This window comes from Pedococcus sp. P2_A3, assembly GCF_056405035.1.
The window spans coordinates 90543-110513 of sequence record NZ_JBFUCW010000006.1; the positions used below are offsets into that span (position 1 = coordinate 90543).

Sequence of the window (19971 nt, forward strand, 5' to 3'; positions counted from 1 at the left end):
TCCGGCGCGGAGCCGGACACTGAGCGGTATGCCGCGCGGTTAGCCTTGGTGCCCATGGTCGCCGCGGTGCTCGAGCAGTCGGCGTGGCAGGCCCTCGAGGCCGACCACGCCCACCGCGTCGACGCCGCCACCGCCGGCCACCGGGCCCGTCGCCAGACGAGCACCGCCCACCCGGTCGAGGACTTCCTCTTCACCTACTACCCGTTCAAGCCGTCCCAGCTGCGTCGCTGGCACCCGGGACCCGACGTGGTCCTCGCGGGTGCCGCCCAGCTGGACCGCGGGTCGTGGCGGTTCTACCGCAACCTGGACGGCGGCAGCGTGCTCGACACGGCGGCATACCTCGAGGCGCGGGCCACGACCGTCGCCTTCGTGCGACGACTCGTGTCGGCGACCCACGCGCGGCCGGCGCAGCTCGGGTGCTTCGGGCTGCACGAGTGGGCCATGGTCTACCGCCAGTCGCCCGACGAGGTGCGGCACGCCGCTTGGCCCCTGCGGCTCGGGCCGACCGGCACCGACGGTGTCGTCGACGCACTGCAGATCCGGTGCACCCACTTCGACGCGTTCCGGTTCTACACACCACCCGCCAGGTCGCTGAACGTCCTTCAGCCGACCCGCGACGACCAGGTCGCCCTCGAGCAGCCGGGATGCCTCCACGCCGGCATGGACCTCTACAAGTGGTGCATGAAGCTCGTGCCCGCCGTGCCGAGCGCCCTCGTGCTCGACTGTTTCGAGCTCGCCAGGGAGATCCGCGAGCTCGACATGCGGGCGTCGCCGTACGACCTCAGCGCCCTCGGCTACCTGCCCGTCGCCATCGAGACCCCGCAGGGCCGGGCCGAGTATGCCGCTGCGCAGCGCGACTTCGCTGCACGCGGACAAGGCCTGCGGGAGCGACTCCTGCAGGCCCTGGACGCGGTCGACGGTGGTTACTCGGCGGACTCGGTGGATTCGCGGGACGCAGTGGACTCGGGCGACTCGGCGGAGGTCCCGGTCACGGGCACGTCCTCCGCGAGGATGCGGTAGAGCGAGCGGCGGGCCTCGGCGAGCACCTGTTGTGCCGCCTCGATCTGGGCTGGCTGCCCGGCCACGACGACCTGCTCGACCGCGACGACGAGCTGACCGATCTCGCGGCGCATCTCGCGGAAGCCGCGCCGCGGCGTGGTCGCGTCGGCGAAGGCCCGGGCGAGCTCGTCGCCATGGTTCTCGGCGTACGCGCGACCGTCGTCGGTGAGGGCGAAGACCTTGCGGCGCGGGTCCTCGTCGGACTCATCGGGGGCGATCAGCCCCTCCTCGTCGAGCGAGCGCAGCGCGGGGTAGACCGATCCGGGACCGGGCTGCCACGAGCCGTCGGAGCGCTCGGCGATGGCGGTGATGATGCCGTAGCCGTTCATCGGCTCCTCGGCGAGCAGCGCGAGGATCGCCCTGCGGACGTCACCGCGGCGCCCGCGACGCGGGCCACGGCCGCCGCCACGAGGACCGCGGCCCTCGCCGAATCCCGGACCGAAACCGGTGCCGTGGCCCGGGCCGAAGCCGCCCCCGGGTCCGAAGCCGGCGCCGGGCCCGTTGACCGAGGCGCCGCGTCCTCGGCGGGGGTGGGACATCTGGATGTTCAGGTTCATGCGGTTCATGGGGTCACTCCTGTGAAGTCTGGTGGTGCGGGGGCCGTCGCTCTGGTCGGGCGGCTCTCTCTCGCACGGTCGACAGTCTGTTGTCGATATATCGAATCATGCCCTCATCGATATATCGATGTCAAGCCCGCCGTCCCCGTTCCTGCAACCTGAGCACCTTGGGGGGCGCTCAGGTTGCGGACGGGAGCAGCCACGGAGCGGACCCGTGCACGCGACCGTCGGGCGGCCCGTAGGCTGACCTACCGTGTCGAAGGTTCTGACGTCCCTGCCTGTTGGTGAGCGTGTCGGGATCGCCTTCTCGGGCGGTCTGGACACCTCTGTCGCCGTTGCCTGGATGCGGGAGAAGGGGGCGATCCCCTGCACCTACACCGCCAACCTGGGCCAGTACGACGAGCCCGAGATCGACACGGTGCCCGACCGCGCCGGTGCGTACGGCGCCGAGCTCGCGCGCCTGGTCGACTGCCGCTCGGCGCTGGTCGAGGAGGGGCTCTCCGCCATCGCGTGCGGGGCCTTCCACATCCGCAGCGGCGGCAAGACGTACTTCAACACCACTCCCCTGGGCCGGGCAGTGACGGGCACCCTGCTGGTGCGCGCGATGAAGGCCGACGGCGTCGACATCTGGGGCGACGGATCCACCTTCAAGGGCAACGACATCGAGCGCTTCTACCGCTACGGCCTGCTGGCCAACCCGGCACTGCGCATCTACAAGCCGTGGCTCGACGCCGACTTCGTCACCGAGCTCGGTGGGCGCACGGAGATGTCCGAGTGGCTGCAGGCCCGTGACCTGCCCTACCGCTCGAGCACCGAGAAGGCGTACTCGACCGACGCGAACATCTGGGGCGCCACCCACGAGGCGAAGACGCTCGAGTTCCTCAACGAGAGCATGGAGATCGTCGACCCGATCATGGGCGTGCCCTTCTGGGACGAGTCCGTGGCCATCCCCAGCGAGGACGTCACGGTCCGCTTCGAGCAGGGTCGACCGGTGGCGATCAACGGTCGGGTCTTCCCCGACGCGGTCGCGCTCGTCGACGAGGCCAACGCCATCGGCGGCCGCCACGGCCTGGGCATGTCCGACCAGATCGAGAACCGCATCATCGAGGCGAAGAGCCGCGGCATCTACGAGGCCCCCGGCCTGGCCCTGCTGTGGATCACCTACGAGCGCCTGCTCAACGCGATCCACAACGAGGACACCATCGCCAACTACCACGCGGAGGGCCGCCGACTCGGCCGCCTGCTCTACGAAGGCCGCTGGCTCGACCCGCAGTCGCTGATGCTGCGCGAGTCGCTGCAGCGCTGGGTCGCCTCCGTCGTCACCGGCGAGGTGACCGTGCGCCTGCGGCGCGGTGACGACTACTCGATCATCGACACGACGGGCCCCGCCTTCAGCTACCACCCCGAGAAGCTCTCGATGGAGCGCACCGAGGGTGCCGCGTTCGGCCCGGTCGACCGCATCGGTCAGCTGACCATGCGCAACCTCGACATCGCCGACTCGCGCGCCAAGCTCGAGCTGTATGCCGCGCAGGGCCAGCTGGTCGCGCGTCACCAGGACCTCGTGGGCGACCTCGAGCCCGGCGGCGCCACGGCGATCTCGTCGAACCCGAGGGCCCAGGACGCGGACGACGACGCGCTCGACCGCGCGGCGATGGAGTCCGGCACCGACTGACCGAGCGTCGCCCGGCCGACGCTGACCCCGGGTCGGCGCCGTCGGGAGTGCGCCGTCGGGAGCGCGCCGCCGGGAGTGCGCCACCGGACTCCCCACCGCACGGTCGGCGTGACCCGCGTCACAGTTCCCCCTTTCATGCGTCAACCGTGCATGGAGGGAATGCAGGTCCCCGTGCGCGCGATGTCGCACGACGACGCCGTCAAGACCAGCCCGTCGCCCGTTGCCGACCCCGCGACAGAGGAAGACCTCGTGCTCCTGGCAGCGCTCCGGTCGGGCGACGTGTCGGCGATGTCGGCGCTCTACGAGCGTCACTACTCCTCCGCGCTGCGCACCGCGCGGGGGGTCTGCGGGCCGATCCTCGCCGACGACCTGGTCAGCGATGCGTTCTCCCGGGTCTTCACCTCGGTGCTGCACGGTTCCGGCCCCGACCGCCTGCTGCGGCCCTACCTCGCCACGACGATCCGCCACCTCTACGTCGACCGCATCCGCAAGGAGGCCCACGAGTTCCTCGTCGGAGACCCCGAGGTCCTCGACCGGCAGCAAGCCGACGCCGCCGACCTGGTCCTCGAGGACGACCTGGTGATCGAGGTGCTGTCCTCGCTGCCACCCCGGTGGCGCGAGATCCTGTGGCGCACGATCATCGTCGGGGAACCGCTGGCCGTCGCCGGCGCGCGGATGGGACTCAACGCCAATGCCGCTRCGGCGCTGAGCTTTCGCGCCCGGGGCGGGCTGCGCACGGCATACCTCGCTCGCACCTCGGACGAGGAGGACGGCGGCCGCGAAGGGCGGAGGTCGGCGCGCGGGTCCGCCTGAACCGGTCTCCCCGAGCCAGCCCCGAGCCAGCCCCGAGTCAGCCCCGAGGCTCAGCCCTGCGGCGGGTCGACCAGTCGCAGGTGGCGGGTGACGTCCGGGGCCGGCGTCGCCATGAAGTAGCCCTGCGCCAGGTCGAAACCGAGGCTGCGCACCTGTCCGAGTTGGGCAGAGTCCTCGATGCCCTCGGCGAGGGCCTGGATGCCCAGGGCAGCGGCGATGTCGACGGCCGACTTCATGATCGCCAGCGCTGCGTCGCTCGAGCGCGCAGTGGTCGAGCGCAACGCCGCGGCAAAGCCCCGGTCGACCTTGAGCACGTCGACCGGCATCCGCTGGAGACGGGCCAACGACGAGTAGCCGACCCCGAAGTCGTCGATGGCGATCCGCACCCCGAGCTGCTGCACCTCCCGGAGGATGGCCTCCGTCTGGGGAGTGGCCGCAGCCGACTCGGTGACCTCGAGCTCGAGACGACCCGGCGCGACCTCGAACTCCTGCATGGCGCGGTCCAGGTCCTCCAGGAAGTCGCTCGCACTCAGCTCCACCTGCGACACGTTGAACGCCAGCCGCACGTCGCCGGCCAGCGTCGACACCTTCCGGCACGCCTGGCGGAGCATGAGGCTGCCGATGGACACGAGCAGGCCGGACTCCTCCGCCACGTCGAGGAAGGCGACCGGGGAGAGCAGGCCGCGCGTCGGGTGCTGCCAGCGCAGGAGCGCCTCGGTGGCGACCACCTTCCCGGTGACGAGGTCGTGCTGGGGCTGGTAGTAGAACAGGAACTCCTCCCGCTGGATGGCCAAAGCGAGGTCGGCGAGGAGGGCGGCCCGCTGACGGGCCCGCAGGCTCATCACCGTCGTGAACGAGCTCAACCGCCCTGGGCTGAGGGCTTTCGCGTCATAGAGGGCCAGGTCGGCCATGCCGACCAGGTCGTCCGCGGGGATGCTGCGCGGGGCGGCGTGGGCGCAGCCGACGCTGGCGCTCACGGTCAGACGGTTGCCACGCACGGTGAAGGGCTCGACGAAAAGCTCCTGGTAGGGCGCGAAGAGCAGTTCCGGGAACTCCGGCTGGGTCGATGGCTGGGTGACGACGGCGAACTCGTCACCACCCAGCCGGGCGACGAAGTCGCCGTTGCGGTGCGCGGCCAGGCGGGAGGCGACCATCACCAGGAGCTCGTCACCCACGGAATGCCCCAGGGTGTCGTTGACCGCCTTGAAGTTGTCGAGGTCGAAGATCGCCAGGTGGACCTCACCGGCTGACCGGTCGGCACGGAGCAGCGACTCGAGGGTGTCCTGGAAGAGTCGCCGGTTGGCCAGGCCCGTCAACGGATCAGTCTGCGCGAGGCGCACCAGCTCCTGGGCGTGGTTGTGCGCCTGCGTCGTGTCCGCCCCGACACCGCGCCAACCGATGACCGCCCCGTCTTCACCCCGCCTGGGCTTCGCCGAGACGGCCCACCACCGATCGGATCCCTGCACCTGCACGTGCAGGAGGTGTTCACGGATGTCGACCCCTCGATCCAGCTGGTCCTGCAGCGCTTCGACGGACCGCCGACCGTCGTCCGACGGCTGGGCGAGACGGGCCAACACCTCCACGAGCCCCAGCTCACGGAGCTCGCCCACGGAGTACCCCGACACCTCGGCGAGGCGCTCCGACACGTGGGTCAGGGCGCCGTCGGCGTCGGTCTCCCAGAGCCAGTCGCGCGAACCGTCCTCGAAGTCGTCGAGGAGCAGCTCGACGAGCTGCTGCGCGTGCCGCGCGTCGATCTCGGCGATCGACCGCCGACGGAACGAGTTGGCCAGGTAGACGCCGCCGACGACGAGGACGGCGCCGTAGACGACGAGCTGGGCGGTCAGGACGTCGTAGGCCGGGCGGTCCATGGCCAGGAAGGTCGGCACCGCACCGAGGACGTGGATGACGACCCACACGATGCCGACCGACCGGACCGTCGAGAGGGCGACCGTCCCCGCGCCGAGGATGCCGGCGAAGCTGGCCACCAGGACCACCTGACGGCCCGTGTCGACCCGGGGCAGGAGGTAGCCGACCAGGACCGTGTTGAGCACGCCTTGGAGCACGACCTCGAGGATCGTGATGCGGTAGTAGCGGCGGATGAGGGCAGCACCCTGCGGCCTCGCGAGGCGGCGCTGCCCCAGCCACCAGACCGCGGCTCGCGGGGCTGCCGCCGGCAGGGCCAGCGCCATCCACACGAGGGCGACGACGGGGTGCCCCGGCAGGGCGACGTAGAGCGCCAGCGTGATGATGCTCGCGGCGTTGGCCAGGTTCGCCGGCGAGGCCACTCGCATGGCCGCGGTGACCTGGCGGCTGAAGACCTCTTCCTTCATGCCGTGGGTGCCCGAGACCTCTGCACCGCTCACCGGCGTCCACCCCTCCCCCCTCGTCCGCTGCCAGAGATCTCCACGTGTTGAGACGTTCTGGGAGGGCCGCGCATTACGCGCGACTCGGGGGAGGTTCGGCTACCGGACCGGCACCCCGGCCCGGACCAGCCCGTAGGTGACCCCGTCGACGAGGGCCTGCCACGAAGCCTCGATGATGTTGCCGGCCACCCCGATGGTCTCCCACGAGGTCGAACCGTCCGAGGTCTCGATGAGGACCCTCGTCACCGCGTCGGTGCCGTGGGCGGCATCGAGGATGCGCACCCGGAAGTCGATCAGCTCGAGCTTGTCGAGCTCGGGGTAGGCCGGCGCCAGGGCACGGCGGAGGGCGTGGTCGAGGGCGTTGACCGGACCGTTCCCCTCGCCCGTCGCCACCACCCGCTCGCCGCCCGCGACGACCTTGACGGTCGCCTCGGACAGCGCATCCTCGTTTCCCCGGGCATCGGTGATGACCCGCCACGACTCGACCTCGAAGAAGTCGTAGCCGCCGTCCTCGACCTCGCGGCGCAGCAGCAGCTCGAAGGACGCATCGGCCGCGTCGAAGGTGTAGCCGCGCAGCTCGAGCTCCTTGACGCGGGCCAGGACCCGGGTGAGCAGGTCGTTGTCGTCAGACAGGTCGTAACCGAGCTCGCGGCCCTTCAGCTCGATGCTCGCCCGCCCGGCCATGTCGGACACCAGCATCCGCATGTCGTTGCCGACGTGCTGCGGGTCGGTGTGCTGGTAGAGGTCGGGGTCGACCTTGATCGCGCTCGCGTGCAGTCCGGCCTTGTGCGCGAAGGCGCTCGCCCCGACGTACGGCTGCCGGGAGTAGGGCGGCACGTTGGTGATCTCGCTGATCGAGTGGGCGATGCGGGTGGCCTCGCGCAGCCGGTCGGTCTCGACCAGCGGCAGCCCGCGCTTGATCTGCAGGTTGCTGACCACGGTGAGGAGATCGGCGTTGCCCGTGCGCTCGCCGTAGCCGTTGATGGTCCCCTGCACGTGCGTCGCGCCGGCATCGACGGCTGCCATGGAGTTGGCGACCGCACACCCGGTGTCGTTGTGGCAGTGGATGCCGACCCGCGCAGACGTGGCCGCGACCGCATCGGCGACGACGTCGGCGACCTGGTCGGGCAGCATGCCCCCGTTGGTGTCGCAGAGCGCGACGACCTCGGCTCCCGACTCCATCGCCGCCCGCACGACCTCCAGCGCGTAGTCGCGGTTCGCGGCATACCCGTCGAAGAAGTGCTCGGCGTCGAGGAAGACCCGGCGCCCCTCCCCGGCGAGGAACGACACGGTGTCACGCACCATGGCGAGGTTCTCCTCGAGGGTGGTCCGCAGGGCCGACTCGACATGGCGCACATGGGACTTCGCCACGAGGGTCACCACCGGGGCCTGGCTGTCGAGCAGGGCGCGCACCAGGGGGTCGGTGGCCGCTTGGCCCCCGACCCGCCTGGTCGCGCCGAAGGCCGCGAGCGTGGCGTTGCGCAGCCGCAGCTCGGTCTGGGCCCTGGCGAAGAACTCGGTGTCCTTGGGGTTCGCGCCGGGCCAGCCGCCCTCGATGAACCCGACGCCGAGCTCATCGAGGTGCAGGGCGATGGCGAGCTTGTCCGACACGGAGAGGTTGAGCCCCTCCTGCTGCGCGCCATCGCGCAGGGTGGTGTCGTAGACGTGCAGGTCGCTCATCGTCATTCCTCGCCGAGTCGTCATCTGTCCTGGTGGTCATTCTCCCCGTCATCGCGCCCCTCTGTCCGGCTGGGTTGTGCCGGCAGCTGCCCTGGCGTCGTGTCGGCTGCACGAGGCAGCGCCACACAAAGCAAAAGACCCCCCGGGTGTGGGAGGTCTGCGCGACGAGGGAGTCTCGTCGCGCTAGTCGATAATCACCATGGTGGTAGCCATGTGCCAGGAGGTCACGGGACCACTGTGGCAGGTCCGGTCCACCGACTGAACCCCAGGTCCGCCATCTGGTCAAAACTGCACCGGCCTCCTTCGGTCGATGTAAACCCGCCGGTGATCTCCGGCGGGTTTACATCGACCGGGCGGTGGAGTCGCGGCGCTCGCGAGCCGCTGCCACCAGGGCCTCGAACAGCCTCGGGTCGTCGCCCACCTCGGGGTGCCACTGCACCCCGAGCCGGAACCGCGCATCCGGGTCCTCCATCGCCTCGAGGGTGCCGTCCGACGCCCAGGCCGAGGGCTCGAACCCGGGGTGGGTCAGGACCGACTGGTGGTGGTAGCTGGGCACGTCGGTCTCGTCGCCGAGCAGGGCGGCGAGCCGGGTGCCCGGGACGGTGGTGACCACGTGGTGCCCGTAGACCGCGACCGCCGGGGAGTGGTCGACGTGGCCGACACGGTCGGGCACGTGCTGCTCGAGGACACCTCCGGCCGCCACGGCCATCACCTGCATCCCGCGGCAGATGCCCAGCAGGGGCAGGTCAGCCGAGGCTGCAGCGCGGGCCAGGGCGGTCTCCGACGCGTCCCGGTCCGGACGGGCCTCCTGGACGTGCGGGTGGCGCTCCGACGCGGCATACAGAGCGGGGTCGACGTCGGCGCCGCCGGCGATCACCAGCCCGTCGATGCGCGCCACGATCTCCAGCGCGGCCTCGTCGTCGACATCGGTCCACGGCGGGATGACGATCGGCGTGCCACCGGCATCCTTGACCTGCCTGACGTAGTCGTGGGGCAGCACGACGCTCGGCACGTCCTTCCAGTCGCCGCGGCTCGCCGGCTCGACGTAGCAGGTGATCCCGATCAACGGTCGACTCATGCGGGCCTCACAGCGGGGTCACGTAGGCGCCGGAGATCCCCCCGTCGACCAGGAACGTCGAGGCGGTCATGAAGCTCGACTCGTCGGAGGCGAGGAAGAGCACGGCGTTGGCCATCTCCTCGGGCTCGCCGAACCGACCCATCGGCACGTGCACGAGGCGCCGGGCGGCGCGCTCCTCGTCCTTGGCGAACAGCTCCTTGAGCAACGGGGTGTTGACCGGTCCGGGGCACAGGGCGTTGACCCTGATCCCGTCCCGGGCGAACTGCACGCCGAGCTCACGGGTCATCGACAGCACGCCACCCTTGCTGGCGCTGTAGGAGATCTGCGACGTCGCGGCACCCATCACGGCCACGAACGACGCGGTGTTGATGATCGACCCGGACTTCTGCTCGAGCATGTAGGGCAGAGCGGCCTTGCAGCACAGGTAGACGCTCGTGAGGTTGACCTCCTGCACGCGGCGCCAGGCCTCGAGGTCGGTGTCGAGGATCGAGTCGTCCTCGGGAGGACTGATGCCGGCGTTGTTGAACGCGATGTCGAGCCGCCCGAACCGCTCCTTCGCGGTGGCGAAGAGGCGGTCGACGTCGTCCTTGGAGGCGACGTCGCAGTGGACGTAGGCGCCGCCGATCTCCTCGGCCAGCGCCTCTCCAGCAACGTCGTCGAGGTCTCCGACCACGACCTTGGCGCCCTCCTGGGCGAACCGGCGGACGGTCGCCAGACCGATGCCGGAGCACCCGCCCGTGACGACGGCCACCTTGCCGTCGAGCCTGCCTGCCATGTGATGTCCTCTCAGGAAGTTGTTGAGTCAGCTCAGGGTGGAGATGAACACGTTCTTCACGTCGGTGAAGGCGTCGAGGGCGTCGGGCCCGAGCTCGCGCCCGATCCCCGACTGCTTGAACCCCCCGAACGGGGTGGAGTAGCGGACGCTGCTGTGCGAGTTGACCGACAGGTTGCCGGCTTCGACGCCGCGGGCGACGCGCAGGGCGCGCCCCACGTCGCGGGTCCAGATCGACCCCGACAGCCCGTATGCCGTGTCGTTCGCCTTCGTGACCGCGTCGGCCTCGTCGTCGAACGGCATGACGGCCACGACCGGCCCGAAGACCTCCTCCTGCCAGACCCGGTCGGTCGTGGCCCTCGGCAGGACCACGGTGGCGGGGTACCAGAACCCGTCGCCGGTCGGGGCCTGGCCGCGGAATGCGACATCGACGTCCTCGGTCGCGTCCTCGACGTAGGAACGCACCGTCTCGCGCTGCCCGGCGCTGATGAGCGGGCCCATCTCGGTGGCCTCGTCGCCGGGATCGGCCACGACCACCCCCTTCACGGCCGGTTCGAGCAGCTCCATGAACCGGTCGAACACGCTGCGCTGCACGAGGATCCGGCTGCGCGCACAGCAGTCCTGACCTGCGTTGTCGAACACGCCGTAGGGTGCCGTGGCGGCTGCCTTCTCGAGGTCGCTGTCCTCGAAGACGATGTTGGCGCTCTTGCCACCGAGCTCGAGGGTGATCCGCTTGACCTGGTCTGCAGCGCCCCGCATGATCCGCTGCCCGACGGCCGTCGACCCGGTGAAACACACCTTGCGCACCGACGGGTGCGTCACGAACCGCTCCCCCACGACCGAGCCCTTGCCCGGGATCACCGTGAAGACCCCCTCGGGGATCCCGGCTTCCAGGGCCAGCTCACCGAGTCGGATGGCGGTCAGGGGCGTCAGCTCGGCGGGCTTCAGCACCACCGTGTTGCCCGCGGCGAGGGCCGGGGCGAACCCCCACCCGGCGATCGGCATGGGGAAGTTCCACGGGACGATGATGCCCACCGTGCCCAGCGGCTCCTTGAAGGTGACGTCCAGGCCGTCGGCCACGGGGATCTGGCGGCCGAACAGCCGTTCCGGGGCCGCCGAGTAGTAGGCCAGCACGTCCCTGACGTTGCCGGCCTCCCACCGCGCGTTGCCGATGGTGTGACCTGAGTTGGCCACCTCGAGCTGGGCCAGCTCCTCGCTGTGGGCGTCGACCTGCTCGGAGAACCGCCGCAGCAGGCGTCCGCGGTCGGCGGGCGCCACCGCGCGCCACGCAGCGCCCGCAGCCTCGGCCGCGGCGATGGCGGCGTCGGTCTGCTCGACGTCGGCGAGGGGGACTTCGGCGACCACCGCTTCGGTGGCGGGATTGACGACCTGGTGCAGGCTCACAGTCGCTCGAACCCCCTGATCCGCTCCCAGTCGGTCACCGCGGCGTTGAAGGCCGCGAGCTCGACGTCTGCGGCGTGGGCGTAGTGGTCGACCACCTCGTCACCGAAGGCGCCCCGCGCGAACTCCGACGCCGCGAACAGGTCCCGCGCCTCCGCGAGGGTCGACGGCACGCGGTCCTTGTCGGAGGCGTACGCGTTGCCCTCGAAGGCAGGCTCCAGCGGGATCTCCTCGCGGATGCCGTGCAACCCTGCTGCGAGCATCCCGGCGACGGCGAGGTAGGGGTTGACGTCACCGCCGGGCACGCGGTTCTCGACCCGCAGGCCGGCGCCGTGGCCGACCACCCGCAGGGCACAGGTGCGGTTGTCGGTGCCCCACGCGATGGCGGTGGGGGCGAACGACCCCGGCTGGAAACGCTTGTAGGAGTTGACGTTCGGGGCGTAGAGGAGGGTGAGCTCTCGCATGGTGGTCTGGATGCCCGCCACGAAGTGCTCGAAGACCGGGCTGCGTCCACCGTCGCGGTCGTCGTCCGCGAAGACGATGCCTCCGTCGGCGCCGCGCAACGAGAGGTGGATGTGGCACGAGTTGCCCTCGCGCTCGTCGAACTTGGCCATGAAGGTCAACGACTTGCCGTGGTTGGCGGCGATCTCCTTCGCCGCTGTCTTGTAGACGACGTGGTTGTCACACGTGCGCACCACCTCGTCGTAGAGGAACGCGATCTCGTGCTGGCCGAGGTTGCACTCACCCTTCGCGCTCTCGACGGTGACGCCCGCGGCATACATCTCGTTGCGGATGTCGCGCAGCAGCGGCTCCACGCGCGTGCCGCCGAGGATCGAGTAGTCGACGTTGTAGCGGTTGGCGCCGGTGAGGCCGTGGTATCGCCGGTCCCAGGCCTGGTCGAAGGAGTCCTCGAAGACGATGAACTCGAGCTCGGTGCCGGTGAGCCCGACGAAGCCGAGCTCGGCTGCCGCGTCGACCTGGGCCTTGAGCACCGACCGCGGTGACTCCCGCACGAGCCCGCTCCCGTCGAGCCACGACAGGTCGCACTGCACGGTGGCCGAGTAGGGCTGGCCCGGAGTGCGGCGGAGGGTGGCGAGGTCGAGGTCGAACATCATGTCGCCGTAGCCGCGCTCCCACGAGCTGATGGCGTAGCCGTCCACCGTGTTCATGTCGACGTCGACGGCCAGCAGGTAGTTGCAGCCCTCGGTGCCGTGACCGAGCACCGAGTCGAGGAAGAACTGGGCGTGGATGCGCTTGCCCTGCAGGCGCCCCTGCATGTCGGTGAACGCGACGATGACCGTGTCGACCACCCCGGCGGCGATGTCGGCTCGGAGCTGCTCGACGGTGAGCTGTGGTGGAGCAGTCATGCGGGTCTCCTGGTGTCTGGCATGGACATCGTGCGGGTGGCGGTCATCCGATGAGTCCCCTCAACAGGGCGGCCGTGGCGTCGCAGTGCTCCTCCATGGCCGCACGGGCGCGGGTGTCGTCGCCGTCGAGGATGGCCCGGACGACCGCGTCGTGCTGGTCGTTGGAGTGCGCGATGTTGGTGGGCAGCACGGGGATCGCCGACAGCAGCTCGTTGAGGGCCGCCTGGGCGCGCGTGACTGCCTCGATAAGCATCGGGGAGCCCGAGAGCGTGGCGACGGCGAGGTGGAAGCGGCTGTCGGCCAGTCGGTGCGCGGCGTTGTCGGGCGCCTCACGGGCGGCCTTGGCGCTCTCGACCAGCCAGGCCCGCTGGTCGGCGGCCAGGGCACGCGTGGCGGTCAGGGCGGCCGCCCCCGGCTCGACGACGCGGCGGAAGTCGATCGCATCGGCCAGTGCGGCGCCCGTCCGCACCGGCGCACCGGTGGCCCGGCTGCCGGGCTCCAGCCCGGCGTACGTCACGACGCTGCCGCCCCCGCGACCCCGCCGGGTGGTGACCAGGCCCGAGTCGCGCAGGGCCGCGATCGCCTCGCGCAGGGTGCTGCGGCTGACCCCGAGCCGGTCGGCCAGCTCGCGCTCCGGCGGCAGCTGCTCGCCGTCGGTGAAGACGCCGAGCCGGATGGCCGTCGCGAGCTGCTCGACGGTCGCCTCGAAGGCGTTGCCCGACGCCGGCCGGAGGACGACGTGGGGCAGCGACATCCTCGGCTGGGGGGCGCTCACCGTCCGATCCAATACCCGCGGCCTCACCGCGTCAATGGTCTGGGATAGGACCATTAGGTGTTCCTGTCCTCGTGTTGTTCCTGCGGTGGTGTGGCTCATGGGGTGGTCCCGTTCCCGTCTCGACCGAGCTTGCGCCCCTCCGGGTCGAACGGCGCGCGCAGCGACACCGTCACCGGCCACCGTTCTCCGGCCAGGTCGACGGACCACGTGCCGCTCTCGAGCCAGTCCTTGGTCGCGGCGCCGGAGGCTCGGTCACCGACCAGGGCCAGGCCGACGGAGGCCCCCACGGTCGCGCCCCACGCCGCGCTCGTGACCTGTCCGGCAGGCTCACCGTCGCGCAGCAGGAGCTCCCCACCCCACAGGTATGCCGCGGGGTCGCCGACCACGAGCGAGACCACGCGTCGCGTCGGCGGGACGAGCCGTGCCGCCTCGACGGCCGCTCGGCCGAGGAAGTCGACCTCGCCGCGCAGCTTGCAGGCGAAGGTCAACCCCGCCGCCACCGGGCCGGTCTCGGTGGTGAGCTCACGGGCGAAGGCGCGGTAGCCCTTCTCGAGCCGCATGGACTCGATCGCGGAGTAGCCAGCGGGAACGACACCCAGGGCGGCGCCTGCGCGGAACAGGTCCTGGTAGACCGACCGGGCCAGCTCGGTGGGCACGTAGAGCTCCCACCCGAGCTCGCCCACGTAGGTGATCCGGGTCGCGCGCACGAGCGTCGTCTCCACCACGACCTCACGGCTGGTGCCGAACGGGAACGAAGCGTCGTCGAAGCGGTCGTCGCTCAGGGCCTCGAGCAGCTCGCGCGAGCGGGGCCCCATGACGCCGAACACGGCATACGAGCCGGTGACGTCGACGACGCCGACGCGGGCGTCCGCCGGCACGTGCCGGCGGATCCAGTCGAGGTCCCGGACCGTCGTCGCGGCGCTGCTGACGAGGAAGAAGTCGGTGGCGGAGGTGCGGGTCACCGTGAGGTCGGCCTCGTAGGTGCCGCGCCGGTTGAGCATCCCCGTGTAGACCGCCCTGCCCACGGGGACGTCGACGTCAGCAGTGCACAGCCACTGCAGTGCGCGAACGGCGTCGGGTCCGGTGACGACGTACTTGGAGAACGACGTCTGGTCGAAGACCGCGACGGCCTCGCGGGTGGCTCGCTGCTCCGCCACCGACCAGTCCACCCAGCGCGGGCGCTCCCACGCGTAGTCGAGCACCGGCGCCTCCCCCGGTGGTGCGAAGACATTGGCGCGCTCCCAGGCGTTGCGGCTGCCGAGGCAGGCGCCTTGGGCGACCAGGAGGTCGTGCACCGGCGAAATGCGTTGCGGGCGTGCGGACTCCAGCTCCCGGTTCGGCCACGGCACGGCGTAGTGCAGCCCCAGCACCTCCCCCACCCGCGCCCGCAGCCAGGCGTTGCTCCCGGCAAGCGAAGAGAACCGCCTGAGGTCGACCCCGATGAGGTCTGACGTGGGTTCGCCCTCGACGATCCACTCGGCGAGCGCGCGTCCGGCGCCGCCGGCCGAGGCGATGCCCACCGAGTTGAACCCCGCGCCGACGAAGAACCCGGGCAGCTCGGGCGCCTCCCCGAGGAGGAACTGGTTGTCGGGCGTGAAGCTCTCGGGGCCGTTGTAGAACTTGCGGATTCCCGTGTCGGCGAGCACCGGGATGCGGTGCACCGCGCTGTCCATGAGCACCTCGAAGTGCTCCCAGTCCTCGTCGAGCAGCGCGAACTCGAACGGGTACGGGATCTGGTCGGGCGACACCCAGGGCTTCGCCACCGGCTCGAAGCCACCGACCAGCAGACCCCCGACCTCCTCCTTCACATAGGTGTAGCCGTCCGGGTCGCGCAGGATCGGGAGGTCGCGGTGCACCCCGGCGATCTGGTCGGTGACGACGTAGAAGTGCTCCGCCGAGTGCAAGGGCACGGTCACTGCCGCCAGTGCGCCCACCGCCTTCGCCCATTGTCCAGCACAGTTCACGACCACCTCGGCCTCGATGTCACCCTGGTCGGTGGTCACCCCCGAGACGCGCCCCCGCGTGGTCGTGATGCCGGTGACGCGGACCCGCTCGAGGATCGTGGCGCCGCCCGTGCGGGCGCCCTTGGCCAGCGACTGGGTCAGGTCCGTGGGGTTGGCCCGCCCGTCGCCGGGCAGCCAGATGGCCCCCAGCAGGTCGTCGACCTGGATGAGGGGGAAGCGTTCGAGCGCCTGGGCGGCGGTGAGCAGCTCGCACTCGAGGTCGTATGCCGCCGCGCTGGCGACGGTGCGCCGCAGCTGCACCATGCGCTCGGGCGTCCGTGCCACGGTGAGGCCTCCGCAGACGCGGTAGCCGGTCGTCAGCCCGGTCTCCTCCTCGAGCCTGGCGTAGAGCTCGGTGGAGTACTGCACGAGCCGGGTGCCGGCCTCGCTGGCCCTGAGCTGGCCGACGAGCCCCGCGGCGTGCCACGTGGTCCCGCACGACAGGGTGCCCTGCTCGAGGAGCACGACGTCGGTCCACCCGAGTTTGGTCAGGTGGTAGGCGACGCTGCAGCCGATCACCCCACCCCCGATGACGACGACGCGCGCGCGCTCCGGGACCCCGCTCATGGGTGGCCACCGGCGGTGTCGAGCAGGTCCTCCAGGCGGGTGCTCGTCATCAACGGGAGGGCCAGCTCGTGGCGCTCCAGCGCGAAGTCCCAGAAGTCGTGGTCGACGTCCGACACCCCGTGCTGGATCGCCCCCCAGAGGGTCCAGGCCCAGCGTCCGGCCAGGCCCCACAGCTCGGCGCGCGCGAGCAGCTGCGCGGTGCAGGTCCCGTGGTAGGCCTCGACGAGCTCGACGAGGTGGTCGTGGTCGAGCTGCGACTCGTTGACCAGGTTGCCCAGCTCGAAGGACGCCTCGTTCATCCCGGAGTACTCGTAGTCGATGAACCGCAGGTCTCCTCCGTCGTCGAGGATGTTGGCGGCCAGCAGGTCGTTGTGACACGCCACGAGCGGCTCAGGGTGGGCAGTCAGGGCGGCCTCGACCCGTGCAGCCGCCGGCGCCAGCGCGTCGTAGCCGTCAGGCACGGCATACCCACGCTCGCGGACGATCCGCAGGTAGCAGCGCTGCACCGCGAACATGTCGAACCGCGACGCGAAGGGCGGCCCGGCATGCAGCCGCCGCGCGGCTGCGGCGACCCGGGGGAGGTTGGCCGCGACGTCGGCCGCCGTGTAGGTGCGCCCCGGAAGGAACTCGACGACGAGGACACCCTCTCCCGGGAGGTAGTCGACGACCGGTGCGCCGACACCGACCGCGGCCGCCACCGTGCTGTTGTGCCACTCGTGGTGCCGGTCGATCGCGAGCAGCTCGGTGCCGGGGGGCGAGATCCGGACGACGACGTCGCGCGTCGCCGTCCGGACCCGGTAGTTGTGGTTGGTGAGCCCTCCGGGCAGCTCGGTGACCTCCGTGGGCGGGTCCAGTCCGGGCAGCCTGTGGAGCGCCTCGTCGAGCGTCAGGCCCGAGGTCACTCCCCGAAGGCCTCCACGACCGCCTGGTCGATGGTGTGCTTCGGCCCCTTGAACCACTTGCGCGCCGAGACCTGCCACCAGATCCACAGGATGATCAGGGAGCCGATGGTGAGGATGGGCGCGTAGTTGACGAACTTCCAGTCGAAGCCGGCACTGAACGGCACGCCCGCTGGAACGAACGGCAGGATGAAGTAGACCGAGATGATGGCGATCTCGAGGACGGCGAGGATGTTCATCCACTTGTACTTCGCGCCGTTGTTCCAGCTGCCCGGGACGAAGGCGTCGCCCATCCGCCAGCGCAGCCAGATGGGGATGAGGAAGGCGAGGTAGAGGCCGATCACGGAGACGGAGACGACGGCGTAGAACGCGACCGGCACGATCAGCGGCGATTTGTCCGTGCCGACGTTGACCTCCTTCAGGGCGGGCAGCGTGATCAGCGCGGCCACCACGGCCACGAGCATCACGGCGTTGGCCGGGACCTTGCTCGCAGACAGGCTCGACCACAGCCGCGAGCCGGGGATCGCTCCGTCACGGCTGAAGGCGAACGTCATCCTGGAGGCGCTGGTCATGCACGAGGTGGTGCAGAAGAACTGGCCCACCGCGGAGATGAGCAGGATGGTGCCCGCCCACTTGCTGTCCATGGCGTGAGTGAAGATGTAGGCCACACCACCCCCGCCGACGCCGGCGTTGTCGGGCTTGCCGTCGTCACCGTTGGGGACGGCGAAGAGGAAGCACAGCAACAGGATCCAGCCGCCGATGGCGGAGTAGAAGATCGACTGCCAGATGCCCTTGGCGGCCGCCTTGGAGGCGGACGCCGTCTCCTCGGACAGGTGGGCGGACGCGTCGAACCCGGTGATCGTGTACTGCGTCAGCAGGAGGCCGAACGGCAGCACGAGGAACCAGTACTTGAGCGAGCTGTTGCTGCCACCGCTGTAGCCGGAGTTGTTGAACCGCTCGGTGAAGACGTAGGAGAAGCTCTGGTGGTGGTCCGGGATGAAGATGAGCATCAGGATGACGATCGAGGCGCCGACGACGTGCCACCAGACCGACACGTTGTTCATGATCGCCATGAGGTGGCCGCTGAAGATGTTGAGCACCGAGGCGAGCACGAGGAGTGCGAGGAACAGCCAGAAGACCCGGCTCAGCGAGTAGCCGTCGGCATACCCCTTCGAGAAGGTGCTCAGGGTGAGGTCGAGGAAGGTGGCACAGCCGTAGGCGACCGAGGCCGTCACCGCGATGAGGCCGATGAGGTTGAGCCAGCCCGTGAAGAACCCGGCTCGCGCGCCGCCCATCTTGCTCGCCCACCAGTAGATGCCACCCGAGGTCGGGTAGGCCGAGACCAGCTCGGACATGGTGAAGCCGATGAGGAGGATGAACGCTGCCACGATCGGCCAACCCCACGAGATCGCGACGGGGCCACCGTTGTTGAAGCCCTGTCCGAAGGTCGTGAAGCACCCGGCCAGGATCGAGATGATCGAGAACGAGATCGCGAAGTTCGAGAAGCCGGACCAGGAGCGGTCGAGCTCCTGCTTGTAGCCGAGCTCGGCGAGCCGTCGCTCGTCGTCGGACAGTGATCGCACATCGGACACAGCAAGCTCCTAGTCCACGCAACGAAGGTGAGCGAATGCTTCACCCAGCGGGCTGGCCCTGTCAATGGTCCGAACACAAACCAAAAGCCACGCGCCTCACGCCGCAACCTGAGCGCCCTGGAGGGCGCTCAGGTTGCGGGGTGGTGAGGTGGGAGGCGGTCTGGGTCAGACCAGGCGGGTCAGCCAGCCGTGTGTGTCCTCGGTGCGGCCGTACTGGATGTCGAGCAGCCGCTCGCGGATCGACCGGGTGACCTCGCCGTAGTCGACGCCGTTGCGGTGGTCGCACGAGCCGCCGGCCCACCGCAGCTCGCCGACGGGCGTGATGACCGCGGCCGTGCCACATGCGAAGATCTCGACGATGTCGCCGCTGGCCGCGCCGTCCTTCCACTCCTGGATGGGGATGCGCCGCTCCTCCGGCTCGAGGCCCATCTCCTTCGCGAGCGCCAGTACCGACGACCGCGTGACGCCCTCGAGGATCGAGCCGGTGAGCTCGGGGGTGAGCAGCCTGTTGTCCTTCGTGACGAAGAACAGGTTCATGCCCCCGAGCTCCTCCACGTACGTGTGCGTCGAGGCGTCGAGGAAGACTGCCTGGTCGCACCCGTTCTCGATGCCCTCGAGCTGGCCCGCCAGGCTGGAGGCGTAGTTGCCACCGCACTTCGCCGCACCGGTGCCACCCTCGCCGGCCCGCGCGTAGTCCGTGGACAGCCACAGGGTCACCGGCTTGATCCCGCCGCTGAAGTAGGCGCCCGCGGGTGAGGCGATGACCGAGTAGGTGACCTCGGCCGCGGGGCGCACCCCGAGGAAGGCCTCGGAGGCGTACATGAAGGGTCGCAGGTAGAGACTCGACTCGCCGCTGGTCCCCGACGGCACCCAGGCCTGGTCGACCTCCACGAGCGCACGCAGCGAGGCGATGAAGTCCTCTTCCGGCAGCTCGGGAAGGGTCATGCGGCGGGCACTGCGGATCATGCGCTGGGCGTTGGCCTCCGGGCGGAAGGTCCAGATCGACCCGTCCTCGTGGCGGTACGCCTTCATGCCCTCGAAGATCTCCTGGGCGTAGTGCAGCACGGCCGCCGACGGCATGAGCGTGATCGGGCCGTAGGGCACGACCTTGCCCTCGCTCCAGCCCTCCCCCCTGCGCCAGATGGCGGTGACCATGTGGTCGGTGAAGGTGGTGCCGAACCCCGGGTTGGCCAGTACCGCCTCACGCTCCGCGTCCGGCCGCGGGTCGCTGCGGCGGGTGACCTCGAAGGTCAGCGGGGCGGTGGTCTGGCTCATGGAGTCCTCCTGATGATCCACCCCTGGTCGGGGTGCGGTTCCTCCTGCCGAGATTACCTGCCCGGCACACCACCCGGGCAGGAGACGTCGGATGCAGC

15 protein-coding genes are annotated in these 19971 nt (G+C 70.3%); 3 read left to right on the top strand and 12 right to left on the bottom strand.

Translation table 11 applies throughout. The annotated features are described in order from the left end of the window. The first annotated feature begins 54 nt into the window (after positions 1–54). Positions 55–1020, top strand: coding sequence for a 3-methyladenine DNA glycosylase (locus tag AC1DX8_RS06755; protein WP_477629147.1), 966 nt, complete (start codon positions 55–57; stop codon positions 1018–1020). On the opposite strand, the gene AC1DX8_RS06760 is transcribed toward AC1DX8_RS06755, so the two are convergent. Then, positions 924–1625, bottom strand: coding sequence for a PadR family transcriptional regulator (locus AC1DX8_RS06760; RefSeq protein WP_477629148.1), 702 nt, complete (start codon positions 1623–1625; stop codon positions 924–926). The two genes, AC1DX8_RS06755 and AC1DX8_RS06760, sit on opposite strands and share 97 nt — an antisense overlap. Before the next feature lie 244 nt (positions 1626–1869). Here AC1DX8_RS06760 and argG point away from each other — a divergent pair, with 244 nt between their 5' ends. Beyond that, a complete protein-coding gene (gene argG / locus AC1DX8_RS06765) occupies positions 1870–3288 on the top strand; it encodes an argininosuccinate synthase (RefSeq protein WP_477629149.1) in 1419 nt (472 codons plus the stop codon). 150 nt (positions 3289–3438) lie between these two features. Beyond that, positions 3439–4101: an RNA polymerase sigma factor gene (locus AC1DX8_RS06770; RefSeq protein ID WP_477629150.1), complete on the top strand. Its 663-nt coding sequence runs from the start codon at positions 3439–3441 to the stop codon at positions 4099–4101. A gap of 50 nt (positions 4102–4151) precedes the next feature. Here the strand turns inward: AC1DX8_RS06770 and AC1DX8_RS06775 are convergent, their stop codons facing one another. The 11 genes from AC1DX8_RS06775 to AC1DX8_RS06825 form a co-directional block, all read right to left on the bottom strand. After that, complete coding sequence (locus tag AC1DX8_RS06775; protein ID WP_477629151.1) at positions 4152–6464, bottom strand: putative bifunctional diguanylate cyclase/phosphodiesterase; 2313 nt, start codon at positions 6462–6464, stop codon at positions 4152–4154. Positions 6465–6563: 99 nt separating this feature from the next. Continuing rightward, positions 6564–8144 carry a citramalate synthase gene (gene cimA / locus AC1DX8_RS06780; protein ID WP_477629152.1) on the bottom strand — a complete coding sequence of 527 codons (1581 nt, stop codon included), beginning with the start codon at positions 8142–8144 and terminating at the stop codon, positions 6564–6566. Positions 8145–8484: 340 nt separating this feature from the next. Continuing rightward, positions 8485–9222, bottom strand: a complete 738-nt coding sequence (locus AC1DX8_RS06785; protein ID WP_477629153.1) for a gamma-glutamyl-gamma-aminobutyrate hydrolase family protein — start codon at positions 9220–9222, stop codon at positions 8485–8487. 7 nt (positions 9223–9229) lie between these two features. Further along, complete coding sequence (locus AC1DX8_RS06790; RefSeq protein WP_477629154.1) at positions 9230–9997, bottom strand: 3-oxoacyl-ACP reductase; 768 nt, start codon at positions 9995–9997, stop codon at positions 9230–9232. 27 nt (positions 9998–10024) lie between these two features. Beyond that, positions 10025–11398, bottom strand: coding sequence for an aldehyde dehydrogenase family protein (locus tag AC1DX8_RS06795; RefSeq protein WP_477629155.1), 1374 nt, complete (start codon positions 11396–11398; stop codon positions 10025–10027). Beyond that, a complete protein-coding gene (locus AC1DX8_RS06800) occupies positions 11395–12762 on the bottom strand; it encodes a glutamine synthetase family protein (protein ID WP_477629156.1) in 1368 nt (455 codons plus the stop codon). The genes AC1DX8_RS06795 and AC1DX8_RS06800 overlap by 4 nt, the downstream gene beginning before the upstream one ends. Positions 12763–12805: 43 nt before the next feature. Continuing rightward, positions 12806–13537 carry a FadR/GntR family transcriptional regulator gene (locus AC1DX8_RS06805; RefSeq protein ID WP_477629157.1) on the bottom strand — a complete coding sequence of 244 codons (732 nt, stop codon included), beginning with the start codon at positions 13535–13537 and terminating at the stop codon, positions 12806–12808. Positions 13538–13632: 95 nt separating this feature from the next. Next, a complete protein-coding gene (locus AC1DX8_RS06810; RefSeq protein WP_477629158.1) occupies positions 13633–16107 on the bottom strand; it encodes a GcvT family protein in 2475 nt (824 codons plus the stop codon). Next, complete coding sequence (locus AC1DX8_RS06815; RefSeq protein ID WP_477629159.1) at positions 16104–17009, bottom strand: phosphotransferase; 906 nt, start codon at positions 17007–17009, stop codon at positions 16104–16106. Before AC1DX8_RS06815 ends, AC1DX8_RS06810 begins: the two co-directional genes overlap by 4 nt. Further along, positions 17006–18598 carry an amino acid permease gene (locus AC1DX8_RS06820; RefSeq protein ID WP_477629160.1) on the bottom strand — a complete coding sequence of 531 codons (1593 nt, stop codon included), beginning with the start codon at positions 18596–18598 and terminating at the stop codon, positions 17006–17008. Before AC1DX8_RS06820 ends, AC1DX8_RS06815 begins: the two co-directional genes overlap by 4 nt. Before the next feature lie 165 nt (positions 18599–18763). After that, entirely contained in the window at positions 18764–19873 is a 1110-nt protein-coding gene (locus AC1DX8_RS06825) for a branched-chain amino acid aminotransferase (protein WP_477629161.1), read from the bottom strand. Between the last annotated feature and the right edge of the window lie 98 nt (positions 19874–19971).

Bases quoted from the DNA above. Each gene is read 5' to 3' on its own strand.
- AC1DX8_RS06755 (WP_477629147.1), top strand. From the start codon at position 55: ATGGTCGCCGCGGTGCTCGAGCAGTCGGCGTGGCAGGCCCTCGAGGCC.
- AC1DX8_RS06760 (WP_477629148.1), bottom strand. From the start codon at position 1,625: ATGAACCGCATGAACCTGAACATCCAGATGTCCCACCCCCGCCGAGGA.
- cimA (WP_477629152.1), bottom strand. From the start codon at position 8,144: ATGAGCGACCTGCACGTCTACGACACCACCCTGCGCGATGGCGCGCAG.
- AC1DX8_RS06785 (WP_477629153.1), bottom strand. From the start codon at position 9,222: ATGAGTCGACCGTTGATCGGGATCACCTGCTACGTCGAGCCGGCGAGC.
- AC1DX8_RS06790 (WP_477629154.1), bottom strand. From the start codon at position 9,997: ATGGCAGGCAGGCTCGACGGCAAGGTGGCCGTCGTCACGGGCGGGTGC.
- AC1DX8_RS06800 (WP_477629156.1), bottom strand. From the start codon at position 12,762: ATGACTGCTCCACCACAGCTCACCGTCGAGCAGCTCCGAGCCGACATC.
- AC1DX8_RS06810 (WP_477629158.1), bottom strand. From the start codon at position 16,107: ATGAGCGGGGTCCCGGAGCGCGCGCGCGTCGTCGTCATCGGGGGTGGG.
- AC1DX8_RS06825 (WP_477629161.1), bottom strand. From the start codon at position 19,873: ATGAGCCAGACCACCGCCCCGCTGACCTTCGAGGTCACCCGCCGCAGC.